The sequence below is a fragment of the Brenneria goodwinii genome, assembly GCF_002291445.1.
In the GTDB taxonomy this organism is placed as follows: domain Bacteria; phylum Pseudomonadota; class Gammaproteobacteria; order Enterobacterales; family Enterobacteriaceae; genus Brenneria; species Brenneria goodwinii.
The window spans coordinates 1,139,743-1,153,921 of record NZ_CP014137.1 but is presented as its reverse complement, the minus strand read 5'-3'; the positions used below and the strand labels follow the sequence as shown (position 1 = coordinate 1,153,921).

At 50.0% G+C, this 14,179-nt stretch carries 18 protein-coding genes and 1 tRNA gene; all 19 read right to left on the bottom strand.

From position 1 onward, the window contains the following. Nucleotides 1-5: 5 nt before the first annotated feature. Nucleotides 6-3,317 (bottom strand): tape measure protein, encoded by a 3,312-nt coding sequence (locus tag ACN28R_RS05235; protein ID WP_095833819.1) that lies wholly within the window; start codon nt 3,315-3,317, stop codon nt 6-8. A gap of 63 nt (nt 3,318-3,380) precedes the next feature. Next, entirely contained in the window at nt 3,381-3,983 is a 603-nt protein-coding gene (locus tag ACN28R_RS05230) for a hypothetical protein (RefSeq protein ID WP_145957962.1), read from the bottom strand. A gap of 79 nt (nt 3,984-4,062) precedes the next feature. Beyond that, the gene (locus ACN28R_RS05225; protein WP_095833817.1) at nt 4,063-4,332 is read right to left on the bottom strand and encodes a phage tail assembly protein T; all 270 of its coding nucleotides are present in this window, start codon (nt 4,330-4,332) and stop codon (nt 4,063-4,065) included. Between the two features lie 23 nt (nt 4,333-4,355). Next, nucleotides 4,356-4,730, bottom strand: coding sequence for a phage tail assembly chaperone (locus tag ACN28R_RS05220; protein WP_375153866.1), 375 nt, complete (start codon nt 4,728-4,730; stop codon nt 4,356-4,358). 61 nt (nt 4,731-4,791) lie between these two features. Beyond that, the gene (locus ACN28R_RS05215; protein ID WP_095833815.1) at nt 4,792-5,232 is read right to left on the bottom strand and encodes a phage tail tube protein; all 441 of its coding nucleotides are present in this window, start codon (nt 5,230-5,232) and stop codon (nt 4,792-4,794) included. Nucleotides 5,233-5,292: 60 nt separating this feature from the next. Then, complete coding sequence (gene gp17, locus ACN28R_RS05210) at nt 5,293-5,640, bottom strand: tail completion protein gp17 (protein WP_095833814.1); 348 nt, start codon at nt 5,638-5,640, stop codon at nt 5,293-5,295. Beyond that, nucleotides 5,637-6,086 (bottom strand): HK97-gp10 family putative phage morphogenesis protein, encoded by a 450-nt coding sequence (locus ACN28R_RS05205; RefSeq protein ID WP_095833813.1) that lies wholly within the window; start codon nt 6,084-6,086, stop codon nt 5,637-5,639. Before ACN28R_RS05205 ends, gp17 begins: the two co-directional genes overlap by 4 nt. Next, nucleotides 6,079-6,420 (bottom strand): phage head closure protein, encoded by a 342-nt coding sequence (locus tag ACN28R_RS05200; RefSeq protein WP_095833812.1) that lies wholly within the window; start codon nt 6,418-6,420, stop codon nt 6,079-6,081. Before ACN28R_RS05200 ends, ACN28R_RS05205 begins: the two co-directional genes overlap by 8 nt. Before the next feature lie 6 nt (nt 6,421-6,426). Then, nucleotides 6,427-6,759 carry a head-tail connector protein gene (locus ACN28R_RS05195; RefSeq protein ID WP_220701763.1) on the bottom strand — a complete coding sequence of 111 codons (333 nt, stop codon included), beginning with the start codon at nt 6,757-6,759 and terminating at the stop codon, nt 6,427-6,429. A gap of 2 nt (nt 6,760-6,761) precedes the next feature. Continuing rightward, nucleotides 6,762-7,019, bottom strand: a complete 258-nt coding sequence (locus ACN28R_RS05190; RefSeq protein WP_095833811.1) for a hypothetical protein — start codon at nt 7,017-7,019, stop codon at nt 6,762-6,764. Nucleotides 7,020-7,068: 49 nt separating this feature from the next. Then, on the bottom strand, nt 7,069-8,283 hold the full coding sequence (locus ACN28R_RS05185; protein WP_095833810.1) for a phage major capsid protein: 1,215 nt from the start codon (nt 8,281-8,283) through the stop codon (nt 7,069-7,071). Between the two features lie 9 nt (nt 8,284-8,292). Then, the gene (locus ACN28R_RS05180) at nt 8,293-9,000 is read right to left on the bottom strand and encodes an HK97 family phage prohead protease (RefSeq protein WP_095833809.1); all 708 of its coding nucleotides are present in this window, start codon (nt 8,998-9,000) and stop codon (nt 8,293-8,295) included. Further along, the gene (locus ACN28R_RS05175) at nt 8,976-10,295 is read right to left on the bottom strand and encodes a phage portal protein (RefSeq protein WP_095833808.1); all 1,320 of its coding nucleotides are present in this window, start codon (nt 10,293-10,295) and stop codon (nt 8,976-8,978) included. The genes ACN28R_RS05180 and ACN28R_RS05175 overlap by 25 nt, the downstream gene beginning before the upstream one ends. 6 nt (nt 10,296-10,301) lie before the next feature. Further along, the gene (locus ACN28R_RS05170) at nt 10,302-12,038 is read right to left on the bottom strand and encodes a terminase large subunit (RefSeq protein ID WP_095833807.1); all 1,737 of its coding nucleotides are present in this window, start codon (nt 12,036-12,038) and stop codon (nt 10,302-10,304) included. Next, nucleotides 11,992-12,456, bottom strand: a complete 465-nt coding sequence (locus tag ACN28R_RS05165) for a phage terminase small subunit P27 family (RefSeq protein WP_095833806.1) — start codon at nt 12,454-12,456, stop codon at nt 11,992-11,994. Before ACN28R_RS05165 ends, ACN28R_RS05170 begins: the two co-directional genes overlap by 47 nt. 152 nt (nt 12,457-12,608) lie before the next feature. Further along, nucleotides 12,609-12,938 carry an HNH endonuclease gene (locus ACN28R_RS05160; RefSeq protein ID WP_095833805.1) on the bottom strand — a complete coding sequence of 110 codons (330 nt, stop codon included), beginning with the start codon at nt 12,936-12,938 and terminating at the stop codon, nt 12,609-12,611. Next, nucleotides 12,926-13,159, bottom strand: coding sequence for a hypothetical protein (locus tag ACN28R_RS05155; RefSeq protein WP_095833804.1), 234 nt, complete (start codon nt 13,157-13,159; stop codon nt 12,926-12,928). The genes ACN28R_RS05160 and ACN28R_RS05155 overlap by 13 nt, the downstream gene beginning before the upstream one ends. 276 nt (nt 13,160-13,435) lie before the next feature. Then, nucleotides 13,436-13,545 (bottom strand) — tRNA-OTHER (locus ACN28R_RS05150). A gap of 8 nt (nt 13,546-13,553) precedes the next feature. Beyond that, nucleotides 13,554-13,808 (bottom strand): DNA polymerase III subunit theta, encoded by a 255-nt coding sequence (locus tag ACN28R_RS05145; RefSeq protein ID WP_095833802.1) that lies wholly within the window; start codon nt 13,806-13,808, stop codon nt 13,554-13,556. Nucleotides 13,809-14,179: the final 371 nt, after the last annotated feature.

Here is a 14,179-nt window from a genome sequence, read left to right as displayed (position 1 = left end):
TGGGATTAAACGCCCAATAATCGTCGTGCCTGTCCGCGAGTCTGGAAATCCTGCAATAATTGCTGACGGGCCAGTGAAGCCCCATCGGTAGCCCCTTTATTGGCCGCTTGCTCCATCGCCGACGCTAGCGCCTTATCACCACTGCCAGAGACGGATATATTCTGATGGATAATCACGTTGCCACCATTGTTAGTGGTTGCGCTGTCTCCGGCGCTGGTTAGTTTGCTGGATAGATACCCCTTCAAATCCGCATTGGTACGTGCATCAACAACGCGCTCGCCTCTATCGAGCAACCAAGTGCCTTCGCGGGGAACATTATCAATACCGTCATGTGCCATACCGGCAATGGTGGTTGAGGCCATAAGGGCTACTGATGCATAACCCGCACCACGGATAACCGTTGCCATTGGTAATCCGAATAAAGTTCCACCTTGAGCCATTGCCTTGGTGGCAGCCTCTTCAGTATTGATTATTGCCTGAGCAATTGACGCTGCTTTACTGGCAATAAACATTGCCTTATAAGCCGCGCTTCCCTCTTCACCCATCGTTGAAAGTAGGCTAGCTGCATCACTGGTTAGTGTTGATATCATGCTTAAAGATGCGGATGTGTAGGCTGACTGAATGGATTGCCTTTTATCAGCGGTTTTCTGTTCAATTTCAACAATGCGATCAGCGTAAGCCTGTTCATATCCCTCTTGTTCTTTAAGCAACTTTTCTTGCATTGCAAGTTGAGTGTCATGCCATTTTTGCAATTCCTTTTCGGCATCCGCCACCCTGATTAGCTCACCAGAGGCGCCGCCAATAGATGCATCAAGACCGCCAAATTTCGGCGCTTCGCTTACCGTGGATTTTGATATCTTGTCCAATGCTTCCCGGTATTCCTCAGCCGCTGGCGTGGCGGCTTTTAGAAGCTCCAAACGTTCTTTAGTCACAGACAGAACCTGTTCTTCCGGTGTCCGTAATTGCTCCATCAGAGACTTATATTTATCGAGCGTATTAAGTCTGTCTAACTCGGTGGCATTGCGCTCAATCACCGCTTTCTGTGACTCGCTCAATACCATTAGCTCACTGTTTGCTAGTTGATAGCGAGTTTTGGCTAATTCACTATCCTGCCCGTGCAAAGCGATCTGCTGCCGTTGCTGCTGGATTAATTTATCGTATGCCTCGCCAAGTTTTTTTGTCTCACTGGCACCAGTCTTTATTGAAGAGGCGAATTCTTTGGCGCGTTCGTTATTTTCCTGAATTTTGACCTGTATCTGTACCCAATCACGCACACCCTCAAGTCCGGGAGACACATCAATATTTCCACCCGCGGCAACAATCTTTTGAATTTCTGGTGCCAAAGCGGATGCCTGTTCGCCAGCGGCCGCATAGGCTCCACGCAGCAAGTCGGCCTCTTTAGTCGCACCTTTTGCCGCCAGCGCCGAAACGTCCAGTGCCAGGTTAGCGCTAGTGAGTTGTTTCGAAAAATCAATACTCAGTGATGCAGATAACTGACGATTCGCTGCCGCTGCATCCTGAGTGACGCTGGTTACCTCGCGCAACTTTTCGGTATATTCCTCTACCTTTATCCGTCCTTGCACATAGGCTAGCGTCAAATTTTGCAGGCGATCACGCTGATCGTCAGTCAGACGGGCGCTATCTGCAAACGCGTTAACGTTGGCCTGCAGATACCCTTCAACATTTTTTATCCCCCCCGCACTGCCCTCTATTTCTCCCAGTGATCTGATAAATGTATCCAGGGATTGCTGATCATCACTACTGATAACCGGTACTGGAGAACTGTATTCGGACCCACCTACCCACGTAGTTACCAGTGCCTCGGCGTAATCGCGGAGCGTGTCTGTTGATTTACGCAACGCCTCATCAGATTCCGAGAGCTTTTTGTTCAACTCGTGCAATGCAGACGTTTTCTGCACATCCCCCAACGCCCGATATTGCTCAACCAGGCTGGCAACCGGCTGTTGCATGTTAATCAGGCTTTCCTTGACCTGCTCACCACTGTCATGCATCAGTAAAAAGCCGGCCGCAACAGATGCCGCAGTGACGGCCAATCCCACCGGCCCGCCCAAAATTCCCAGTAACCCCGAGCCAAGCCCTCTCCAAACATTTGTTGCGGCATTCAACCGCGTTTGCGCGACTGCGGTTGCATTGATAGCGACCGTTTCTTTATTTCGGGCCTGAACCAGAGCAAGAGTAGCTAAACGCTGGTTACTCGCCCCAACGGCTGACTCTGCCGCCGCTTGGGCTGCTCGGCGCTCGATAGTAGCTTTATATTGGAGGGTTTGCGTAGCCTGGAGTTGCGCATCCGCCAAGGCAATTTGGCTGGCTCTGGCGGACAGAATTTCTTTTGCCGCATTTTTGCCGTTATTTGCCATTGTCAGCAGGTATTTGGCCGCTACCCCGCCAGCCAGTGCCGCGCCTGCCGTTGCCAGCAGATCGATATTATCAGCAGCCAGCCCAATGGCATCAGCCATGGCCTGTGTTGTACCCGTCGCGCTGTTCGCATCACCGATATACGCCTTCCAGTGGTTTGATAGCTTTGTGATGGCATCACCTACCGTTGTTGGCATATCTTCAGCCAGTTTGGCATTCTCGGTGCGGGCGGCAATGACGGCATCAGCAAATTGCCCCATAGACAATTTACCCGCTGCGGCCAGTTTCTTAACCTCTGTTTCCGTAATGTTTAAGTAACGGGCAATATCACCAATGACGGTCGGCATCACCTCCATTACCGTATTCCAGTTATCGCCCGAGACCTTTCCCGCAACCATAGACTTGGACAATGCATTAATTGCACTTTCGCCCTTTTGGGCGCTGGCAGCATTAATAGTTAATGCGCTGGATATGGAGTCAATGAAGTCAATGGTGCCAGATGTTGAGTAACCCAGTTCTTTCATTGCATTAGAACTGCGAATAAACAATTCCGCCTGTTCATTAATGCTTTTATATGTTCTGTCACTAATCTCCATCAGACGTTGCTGAACAACACCATATTCCGCCCCAGACTCAGTGGCCATTTTGATGCGTGATGAAATTTGCCCCCATTCATCGGCGGTACTGATCATACCCCCAACGGCAAACGCGCCACCAATAGCACCTAATGCACGAGTTGCCATTGCTTGGGTACTTTGAAACTGGGAGGTTAATTCCTTCAATGCAAGCTGGTTGCGTTTTATTGCTGTACTGTGCCGATCCGCGCTGGACTCCATCGTTTTATAATAATTTGCACCCATACGCGATGCGCGAGCAATCTCTGACTGATATGAAGTGGAATTAGCCGAAATCTTGATAATTAATTCACGCAGGGTTGCCATTTGATTTTCTCCGGGCGATAAAAAACCCACCGAAGTGGGTTGTATAAAAGTTAACTATTGTTTTTATATTTTCAAACAATCATCAATATTTTTAGTCACATCCTCCAAGGACTTTACAGCCTGTGCTGCAGCAGCACCTTTCCATGTACCTATATCATTAAATCCGTCATTTGGCAGATATCCGGTCTCGGTTTGAGCTTGTTGAATATTACTAAATGTATATTCTAAGGTTTTATCTGCATTCAAAATATCAAGGGTAAATCTAACAACTCTATTAACAGATATTATTCCAGAATCAAAAGCATACCCTGTAGAGCCATTGATAACCAACGTTTTCTCTCCAGAAAGGGAGACAACATCACCACCACTTACTTTTGATGATGAATTAATATTATAATAGTTCCCAGTATATGACCCGACAAAGCTTTTAGATGAATCATTAAGGTTAACGTCTCTATTTGTCACATTCCTAAGAGCACAGATTTTTATTTTTTCCATAGAAGCATCTGAATTATAATATATCTTTTTATACTGTTTTATATACTCATATTCTCCTTTTTGCTTATATGAAATCCCATTAATATAATTAAGTTCATTGTCTCTTGACATATCAATGGCACAACCAGACAGCAAAATGGTTGTTATAAAAATAGTTATCTTTTTCACTTCGATCCCCATCAGTAACAAGTGGTTACAAGTTACCACCAGTTAACCCGGAAATCACTATCGGGGCCGCCATATAACGTTATGTAGCCAGCGCCCCCAGAAAGCTTTCCAGACCATCAGGCGAATCTCTCTCCTCTGGCTCATTCCACTGAAGGATCGCCTCCTCTAATGAAACCTTGCAACCGTGAGAGTTGTAGATAGCTGAAGTTATCTGTGCGGCCTGTATGTCGCCACGCCTATCGCTGATAGGATTTATCCGGTCATACTCCATCCACATGAGTAACTCAGAGGCGGGCATGGATTGGGATAACTCATTTAGTGTGCGGCCCATGCGAAGCGCCAACGACATTAAGAATAACACGCTCGGGGCGGCTACTTTTTTTTAGCGTCCTCTTCGTTCAGGTTTGATAATGCCAATGCCTGCCGGAGCAATCGCGTATGAACCGGACCGAACTTCAATGCTAATTCGTCAACATCATTTTCACTGAAAACCAGAGAGCCAGATTCATCAAGCAGGATATCGATAAAGAGAACCACATCCGCTTTTAAACCCCGTTGGACTCTGTCTTCATCGATTTCTGTATCCGCATCCCCTGCATCAGCAAGAAGTTTTCTCGCTCTTGACCATGCATTCGCCGATGGCTCGCGCAACGTGACCTTTACACCATTCCACTCAGGGACGGGAATCGTTTTTGTGCGAAATCCAGCCCCTGGCGCCAATGCCAGATCGCGTAATGTCTGTGACACCCTCTTTACCATTTCATTTATTCCAGTTATCAGAAAAAAAGAAAGGCGGCCGAAGCCGCCATTACGCAGAAATTGGTACAGGTTTACCCTTCAGTCGCAGCGTGAACGATGCGGTAACAACACCAGCAGTTGATACGCTCCAGCTGTTTTGGCGGACTTCGGCCAGAAACGCATAACCATTTCCAGAAGGGAAAACCACTTTGACGGCGTGCAACGCATCTGTGTCATAAGCCGTACGCAACGTCTCCTGACCTTCTTCGTCTTTGCTCCAGTTGCCGGAAATCGTGACCTCTGCCGGCGCGGCAAGACCATTCGTCATTTCCTGTTCTTCAGAGCACAACGTGGTCACATCAATATCCGACTTCTGTCCGCCGGTATAACTGATTTCCTTAGTGGAACAGTTAATGCCCTGCCATGTGGCGCCAGCGGGGTTAGCTTCGGTGGCGGCGCTGGCAGACACACTGATCTGCGTACCCTGCGTTTTTTCATATTTACTCGTCATGGGTTTTCTCCAAATAAAAAACCCGCTCAATGGCGGGTTGGGATGGTGATGGTGTATGAGTTAGTCGACGAACTGTAGCTCTGCTGTAGCGCGGTACAATCCAGTATCAGGATCATTCCCATGCGTTAACATCTGGTTACCAGGACTGAGAGGCGACAATGCCGCGATGACCTCGCCACGAATTTCCCGTGCCTGTGCGATAGTTTTCGCGTAAACGTCAAACTGAACGGATGATGTTGTTTCTGCCGGGCCGCACAGCACATCAGCAGACGGCTGGGATACAAAAGAGAACACAACCCACGGCGGTGAAATGGCTGGCTCACCCTCGCTGTTCAGCGGGACGACATACGGATAAACATTACCGCCCGCCAGCGCGGAGATTAACGGGTAAATGTCGGTTTCGGTCATTTACTCAATACCTCGTCGATAGCGCGATTAGCTTGCGCAATGGCGGCATTCGCGGCCTCTTCTTGCCTTGTGTCGAACGCCGGGCGAACAAACGGATGCGCAGGGGCCTTGGCCGTACCCATTTCAACGAATCTCCAGTAAAACGAATTACGCGGATTGCTGGCTTTCATTTTGTTGTCACTGTTCCCGGTATTCGGGTTAACACCACGAATATGTACGCCGGATGAGATTTCGCCGCGGCGCCGTGACTTTTGGGTCACCACCACAACGTTTTTACTCATTTTCCCAGTGCGAACAGGAGCTCGGGCGATAACCTCTTCTTTCAGAACATCAGCTCCAGCGCGAGTCGCATCACGCAAAACCTTGTTGTTTTCCGCACGACTCAGATTTTCCAAATCTTTGGCGATATCGTTCAGACCAGAAAAATCGAGACTAAAATCAATCACGTTTCACCCCCTGCTTACACAATATTTCCAGCCGGGTGCATTTGCCGTCCGGGATCGGCGGACCGATAATATCCAGCGTTAATCCGGCGAACGGGCCATTACGACACAACAAGCGAGATGCCGCCGTGACATCGCGACGAAAACGCATCCACACGCGAATTGTTGCCTCGGCAGATACCGCGCCAGCGGCAACCAGTTCACGGCCACTGATAGGGGCGACCTCGGCCCATACTGTCGCACCTTCACTCCATACCTCAATCGGCTGTCCGCCAGCGTCGCGGGTTGTTGTGAAGTTCTGAATGGTTACGCGGTGGCGCAATGCTCCAACTTTCATGACAACCTATACCCCCATGTTGATTCGGTATGGCTCAAGAAAACGGACGGCAGCAGCAGGTATCCCCTCACCAGGCAAGTCACCACGATTCTCATTGATGTTTGTGAGTATCAGTAACACGCCAATCTGAATGGATGGGGTAATAACAATAGGACGATCGCCAGCCGTTCCATTCTCTTCAGCGGAGGTCAGCGCTTCCCGATCGTGATAGAATCGCCGATTCAGGTACTGCATTGCCAAATCCTCCGCCCCATCCAGATAGCCCTTAACCAAATCCAGTTCTGTGTCATCCTCCAGCCGCAGATGATGCATCGCTGTTTCAATGGACACGGCGGACATACTCACCCCTTCGTTTCAGGCTGCTGGGACATTTTGTTTGATGGAATATCGCTTACGATGGCAACCAACCCATTCGCGCGTAAATCTGCCGCCCGCAGGCGTGACACCGTAAATGGTTCATCATGCGGAGTGCGAAACACATCCCCGTCCATGAACCGGCGTAGTGGCTGGACAGAAACGTCCCCTCCTGAAATCTGGGCTGTATCACCTGCAGTGGCATTGGCCTCATCACCCACACTTTTTTTTGTCGCTCTGCTCATGCGATTCTCCAAAAGAAAGAGCCGCGTGAGCGGCCCTGATGCAAATCAATTACGGTGCCGTCACCGTACCGGTAACAAACGCTTCCGGGCGGTAAACGGCCAGCGCCAGGCGCTCTTCAGCACGAATGGTGACCATGTTTTTCACAAAGTCGTCTTCGTTCTCCGTGGACAGCAATACTTCAATCTCCTGCCGATCATAGATCTGGGCCGCCAGATTAAACGCGCCAGTCAGGAACGTATTCTGAACAATCGCCTGAGTTTCTACTACCGGTAAGCCCCACAGACGGGCAACACTGCCGTTTACCGGCTGAGCGATAATGTAACGACCTTCGCCATCTTTCGTCAGCTCGATACCCGCCCAGTCGATCGGGTTCAGAACAAACCCAGAAGACGGATATTCCGCCAGTACCGACTGGAGGATAGCCAGTCTCAAACGGTCAATCGGCGTAGCGCCCGTCAGGGTGAGTGACGGGGAGAACTCCGCAGCCTGCGGCAAAATTCCCAGAATGTTCGCGCCAGTACCGTCACCACTGAGTAACTGCAATTCCTCTGCATAACGTAATCCGTAACGGGCGCGGCCATCGATGTAACTGGCCAGCGCAGGTGCATCATCCAAAATCTGCCGGGAGGCTTTGAAAAAATGCGGGATGGTTCGTACGGGCGCAGTTTTCAGTTCAAAGGTGATATCGGACTGGGGCTTTTTCACACCTTCGGCAGTCGGGGCGGCATTATTGGTAAAACCAGTCTCCTGAACATACTCAATGCTGTTAGAGCCAGTTGTGCCTGGCATCAGCAGATTTCGAATGGTCATAGTACGTTCCGGCGGAGCAACAATCCCCGGGACACGATCGGATACCACCAGACTATTTGTCGCACTGACACCAATTCCCGTCGTCGCCGGCACGTTCATGATGTCTTTCTGTTCCAGTTTCACCCGGATGCTTTTACGGGCAGAACTGTCCATGCCTTTGAATGCCTCGCTTTCCACCACCAGTTGTCCCAGTGATTTCTGTTCCGCTGGCTGATCATTCTGGCGCCGCGCCGATTTTTGCTCCAGTTCAGTAAGGCGCTCTTTAAGCTCACTCATTTGGGTCAGGCTTTCGTCAGTGCGAGTTTTAAGTTCTTGCGTCACTGTTTCGCCATTCTGCATTTTTTTGGCAATATCCTCGCCAAAGCTCTTTACCTGATCGATAACCTGATTGAGTTGCGCTGAGATTTCACCGATATTTTGCGGCTGGTCTTCCGCGGATTTCTTCTGGTACATAATTTTTCCTTAAAGGATTTTAGGGAGAGAAAACTGGCTGAGTCGCTGGCTCATGGCCGCGATAGCCGCTTTGGTTTCGCCGTCTTCGCCCCCGGACTCACTCCGGTCAAGCAGGTGCGACAGTCCGCGATTGGCGATCACCGCAGACTGTGTTTTCGAGAAGCCTGCCTCACGCAGGAGCTGCTCAAATTCGGGTAATGTAGGTAAACCGCCATGAGCCAATTTCGACTTGATCACGTCAATACGGGCCTCATCATTGGCTGGTACTGTTACGATGGAGATTTCAACTAAATCCAGCTTCGTCAGCGTTCGAATTCGGGTTTTTTCGTCAAAATTGGATTCACGAACGTAGTAGCCGATGGACAACCCGGTAATGGCTCGTGACTTCATGCCACGCCAGGCGGTTTTGGCATATGCCGCATCGTCCATCCACAACTCACCTTCACCAAAAAGCCCATACGTATCTTCTTTCAGGCTGTCGATGTTCCAGTTTCCGATGGGTTCGGCGGTGCGATGCTGCCAGAGGACTGGAAACGTGCGGACCTTATTTTTTGCCTCGGCGATACTGTCGACAAACGCGCCAGGCGCAACAACCTCACCGTAGCTATCCACCACGTCAAACACCGATCCGTACCCAGAAAAAAGGCCGTCATCATTGACGGCCTTTATGTCGAAATTGAACGCCTTAATTTTTAAGGCTGCGTGTTTCCGGTGCATTCCGGTTTCTCCTCTGATTTGATGCCCAGCCATTCACGCAGGGCGTTTTTTGCCTGTTCGCTGTCACCGGTTTTACCCAGTTGATCTAACGGCAGAAGATTTGACTGGACGGTCAACTGATCGCCACTTGAGTGAGGTGGAAGATTTTCTTTTCCCCGAGCCTCGTTTCTGGTCATGAGGCCGTTTTGCGTCATAGTTGAATAAAATGCTGCGCGCGCGGCGCTGTCTGCACGTAATAAACCTTCAATAGAAAACTCCGCGAAATAACGATTACGCTCTCCAGGTATGAGCAAACTCCGGCGAACAGATTGTTCGATCCGCGTTAGCCACGGTCTCAATGAGAACGTAAGAAATCCGATGAGCATCTGCTCGACACCACTGCCCCACATCGTTTGACCTGCAGCGTTGTGTCCGATGAGCCCGGGCCAAACACGAAACCAGCGGCAGATTTCCTCAATGTTGAATGCTCGGCTCTGTAACATCTGCGCATCTTCCGGGTTCATGGTGATGGGTTGGAATTTCATTCCGGCCTCCAGCACCATCATTTTCCCCGTGTTCATTGAGCCCGAGAATTGTTTCACCAGGCTTTCCCGCACTTCATCGCGCTGTTCTTTCTTCAATATTTGATCCATGGAAAGAACCCCACTGGGACGCATACCGTTAGCAAATATCTTGGAGCTCGCCTCATTGGTAGCCATAGATAACCCCAGAGTTTCCCGTGCGTAACTCACCGGTGACAGGCCGACGATGCCATTCGTACTGAATGCCCGGACGTGCATCAAGTCACATTCGTCTATCCTGCGAGTCCTGCCACCAGTTATATCCCTGTAGGTGTAGATCGGATCACCATTGCTGCTCAATTCGACCTTCATTCGTTCGGGGCGTAGTGGAATGAGTGCAGTGATGCGTTTCCCTGTGCGATCTATTTCTGCGTAAGCATTTCCCCACAGTAGCAACCCCGCCATAATCATTTCCCAGAACTCTACGGCCGTCATATCGGCGTTCGGCTGATTGTGCAGCAGTTCATACAAGGGATGATCGTTGGCAGACTGCCGCCCGTCTGCTGTCCGTTCATAAAAACCGACCGGCAGCGTAGCAATAGTTTCCGACAGTAGGCGGACGCATGACCAGACCGCCGATAACTGCAGTGCTTTATCTACAGTGACCGTTTTCCCTGCAGCTGACTCCGCGCCATAAAACGCCGACCAGAATTCGCCATCCGTCAAAGCAATGGGTATGCCAAGCCATCGGCTAATAGCGCTTTTCACCACGCCAGGCTTTTTCTCTTTATTCATGGAGGCTCACACTATGATTGGATCGCTGAAAAAGTCGTTGATATCGCCGTCATCATCATCGGGCTGCTCTGCACAGCCGATCGCCATCGCCGAGGCAACAACACCATCAATACGGCCCGTGCTTTTTTTCTTGGCAAAAATTCGGTTATTTTTCTGGTCTGACTCAAGAACCGCCGAAGCCGCGTTCCAGCGCAAGCACGGATTAGTTTTTATGATGACCTCTTTATCATCAAGTAGCCCTTCGAAAATCTCGATCGAATGAGGCATCCATAACCCTGAATCCTGCGCTTTATAAAATCCTTGACCATGCTGAACCAACGGAACGGTTACGCCCGCCTCCTCCAGTTCAGGCTCCAGGTACTTAATGCGGTACTGGTCAAAGGCGATCTTCCGGATATCAAAACGAAGAGCCAGTTCTGCAATACGTTCAGCCACAAAACCATACTTCACAGCCTTCCCGGGCGTAGTATGCAAGTATCCGGCCTTTTCCCAAACATCATAGGGAACTCGATCTGTTTTTGCCCGGTGAGACAAGGTGTCTTTGGGCGTCCAGAATTCCACCAGCAGGCGTTTTAACCGGGGGAAATAAAGCGCCAGCGCAGTAAGGTCACGCGTCCCGGACAGATCCAGACCGCCGTAACACTCTTCTCCATGCAAATCTTCTAGTCTAAAATCGGACTCGCATCCCATCCAGACATCACTGCTCATCCACGGATTATCAGCATCAACCCACTGGCAGAAATTTAGCCTGCGGACAATGCTTTCTTTTGCTGGCATGCCGCGGGCCTGGGTAACTTGTTCGCGCAAATAGCGTTCACCGAACGTATGTCCCAGGGACGGATTGGCCTTTTTCCAACATGACTCATCTTGAAACGGATCCTCACCCTCATCGAGCGAACAGATAAACGAGAAGAAACTGTCATCTTCTATTGAACCATCTGCAACCTTGCGCCCGTACTCATGATAATCGTAACAGACACTGGTTTTATCGTGACCACTGTTGGTGATCATGAAAATCAATGCCTGCCTGCGGCCTTTCGTGCCTGCACGCATCATTTCCACGACTTGATTGCTTTTATGTTCGTGTACTTCGTCTATCAATGCACAGTGTGGGCGTGGGCCGGACTGACCATCATCGGAGCTGATAGGTCTGAAAAATGAGCCGGTTTGCAGAAATGCAAGGTTCCATTCCTTGCCCGCCCCGCCTGACTTATGAATGCGCTGCGCCAACGCGGGCGACAGGTCAACCATCGCCACGGCATCACGAAAGAGGATCATTGCCTGGTCTTTTTTCGTTGCCGCTGCATAAACTTCTGCGCGTGGTTCCCTATCTGCCACCAGGCAATAAAGGCCTACGCCTCCTGACAATGGCGATTTTCCAGAACCTTTTCCTGACTCCACATACACCATGCGGAAACGGCGATATCCTTCTGAATTTTTCCAACCGAAAATAGAGCCGACAACGAAGCACTGCCATGGCAAAAGAATGAACGGCTGTCCTTCGTGTTCCCCCCCGTTCAGTTTTAGAACTTTTGCAAAGAAATCGATCGCACGCTGAGCCGATTCGATATCCCAATTCAACCCCCGCGCATGGCAGGACTCCAGATCATTAAGATGGCGTTTGCAGGAGTTTCGAATATCTGGACCTGCAATCTCTTTACCCGATGTGACGTCGAGTGCGTATTGAGTTGCAAGATCAACCGAAGAACTGGTTGAGCGGGTCTTCTTCTTTTTCTCCACCATCAACTTTTACCTTCGTTCTGGCGGCTGGGGTCAGGCCGAATTCAACTAAGTAACTTTTAAAACGGCGATCGGCATCAGCTAACATTGCGACGGCGGGATTTGCTTTTATTAAAAATCCCCCCTCGGTCTGAACCGTGTACGTTCTCCCCTCGTCAGCAATGGTGTTACGCAGTTGAAGAATGTCGGCGTAGATGTCACACAAACGTTCTAGTGCAAAAACATCCGCTACCGTTAGCACCCCCATTCCATCAAGAAGTACAGTTACTCGTCCCCAGGCTGTTTTCCCCCAATCTGAAAGATGTGAGGGTGGGCTGGGGATTTCACGAGCGGGCAGTGGTTCTTTATTGTTCAGTTTGCGTTTACCCGGATTGCCGGTAACCACCTTAAGATGGGTCGGTTTCGGGCGTCGTCCTGCCATCGGAACCTCCCAGAAAAAAACTTTTCATTTCGCGGTTGTGCACAAAAAGGACGGTGGTCGGTCATTGAGGGCAAAAGACTCTGAGTTTCGACCCGCCCTCCCCCTCTTGATGTCGATAATAATTCTCATTTACCATCATTTGATAGTCATTCTCATTTGAACCAATGGGAATTCGGATCAAGCGGTAGTCCATCCTCATTGCACCCTACTGCCTTTCCGCTCTTCTCCATGCGTTGCTTCGTTGAGTTGTGGTGTGGATTGCATAACCCTTGCCAGTTCTTTCTGTCCCAGAACAACCGCTGGGCTGTTGCCATTTCTTCCGATGTCATGGCCTCATGCATCCTATGCGGTTTGATATGGTCAACGACAACAGCTGGCTCATACCGGCCAGCCTGCTGGCACATGACACATAGTGGATTGGCGCGTAGGAATTCAATGCGTGAGCGCTGCCATTTGCTGCCGTATGGCTTTAGTTTTCCCACGGTTCGATCCTCACTTGACCGTACCGAGTGCGCCGTTTTACTTCACCGTTCTCCGCAACCATCCAGCCATTTTCATCAGTCACAATCGAAATAACTTCACCTTTATCATCATCTGCGGTGAGGCAATGGCGCACTTCTTTATCATCAAGCCACACGCGATAGCGATCTATTCCAATCCTTATCTTTTGCCCCGGATCATCATCAAGAACAGTTAATCGCATGAGTCCTCCAATCAATCCAAATAGAAATCATCATTCAACCGCCTGCGATTGGCACTGCTTGCATTGTGCGGACAGGCGCTTGATGTGTGCCCCTGTGCACCACAGTAGCCACAGCGGAGGTTAGCGCGGCGTGATGAACCTGCCCACGTTTTGGGACAGTTGGCAACAGTGTGAAGCTGTGAGCCACAATAGGTGCAGCGTTGATAACTCATATGCTTATGCCTTGGCGTAATGATTTTGGAAACAAAAAGCCCCGGCAGATGCCAGGGCTAGTGTTGGTAATCAGGATGGGATTCGAACCCATGGGCCATACCCTCTAACAGTTTTACCGAAACCTCGGGCCAGCTCTATCGGTGTCACGTTTAAGCCATCTCGCGCACCTGATTGTAATCTTTTACTTCTTACCATTAACCTCAGCCATCTGCTGATAGACCGAATCAGTGCCGCGTGGGAACTGTTTGCTCACTTCTCTGTAGTGCGCTACACGCTCACGGAAATACTCACGTAGATGTTCAGGCTGTTCGCGTTCTACCTGCTCAGCAATGACCGGCATGTTCATCCGCTCTTTATACGCCACGCCTGATGCTGCTATATCGACGTTAACCTTGTCGCGTCCTTCACGTGATAAATCACCTAGATTGTGTGACATGGTTCCTCCTGTTGATATGGAGGAGTATAGGCCATTACGCTGTTCACTCATAAATAGGCATGGTGATGGCAATAAAAAACCGCCCGAGGGCGGCGCAATCAGATCGTGTTGTTTTCGCTTGGGTCTCACAAGCTCATCAGCAGGCTAAGCCTGAAACTGCGGCTTACATCCAGACTGTTTTTGACAGCTGAGATAGTATTGCTCAATAATATTTTACCCATAATTGAACCCTCCTTAACGGTAAACTCCGCAACGACACTGATAACTTCCGCAAGTAAGAACGATATTGCAAACGAGGTTAAGCTCTCATCAATACCAACAACAGAAGCCGTGAAAATCAGTCTAAGGAAGAAGCCGCACACGCCTGTACA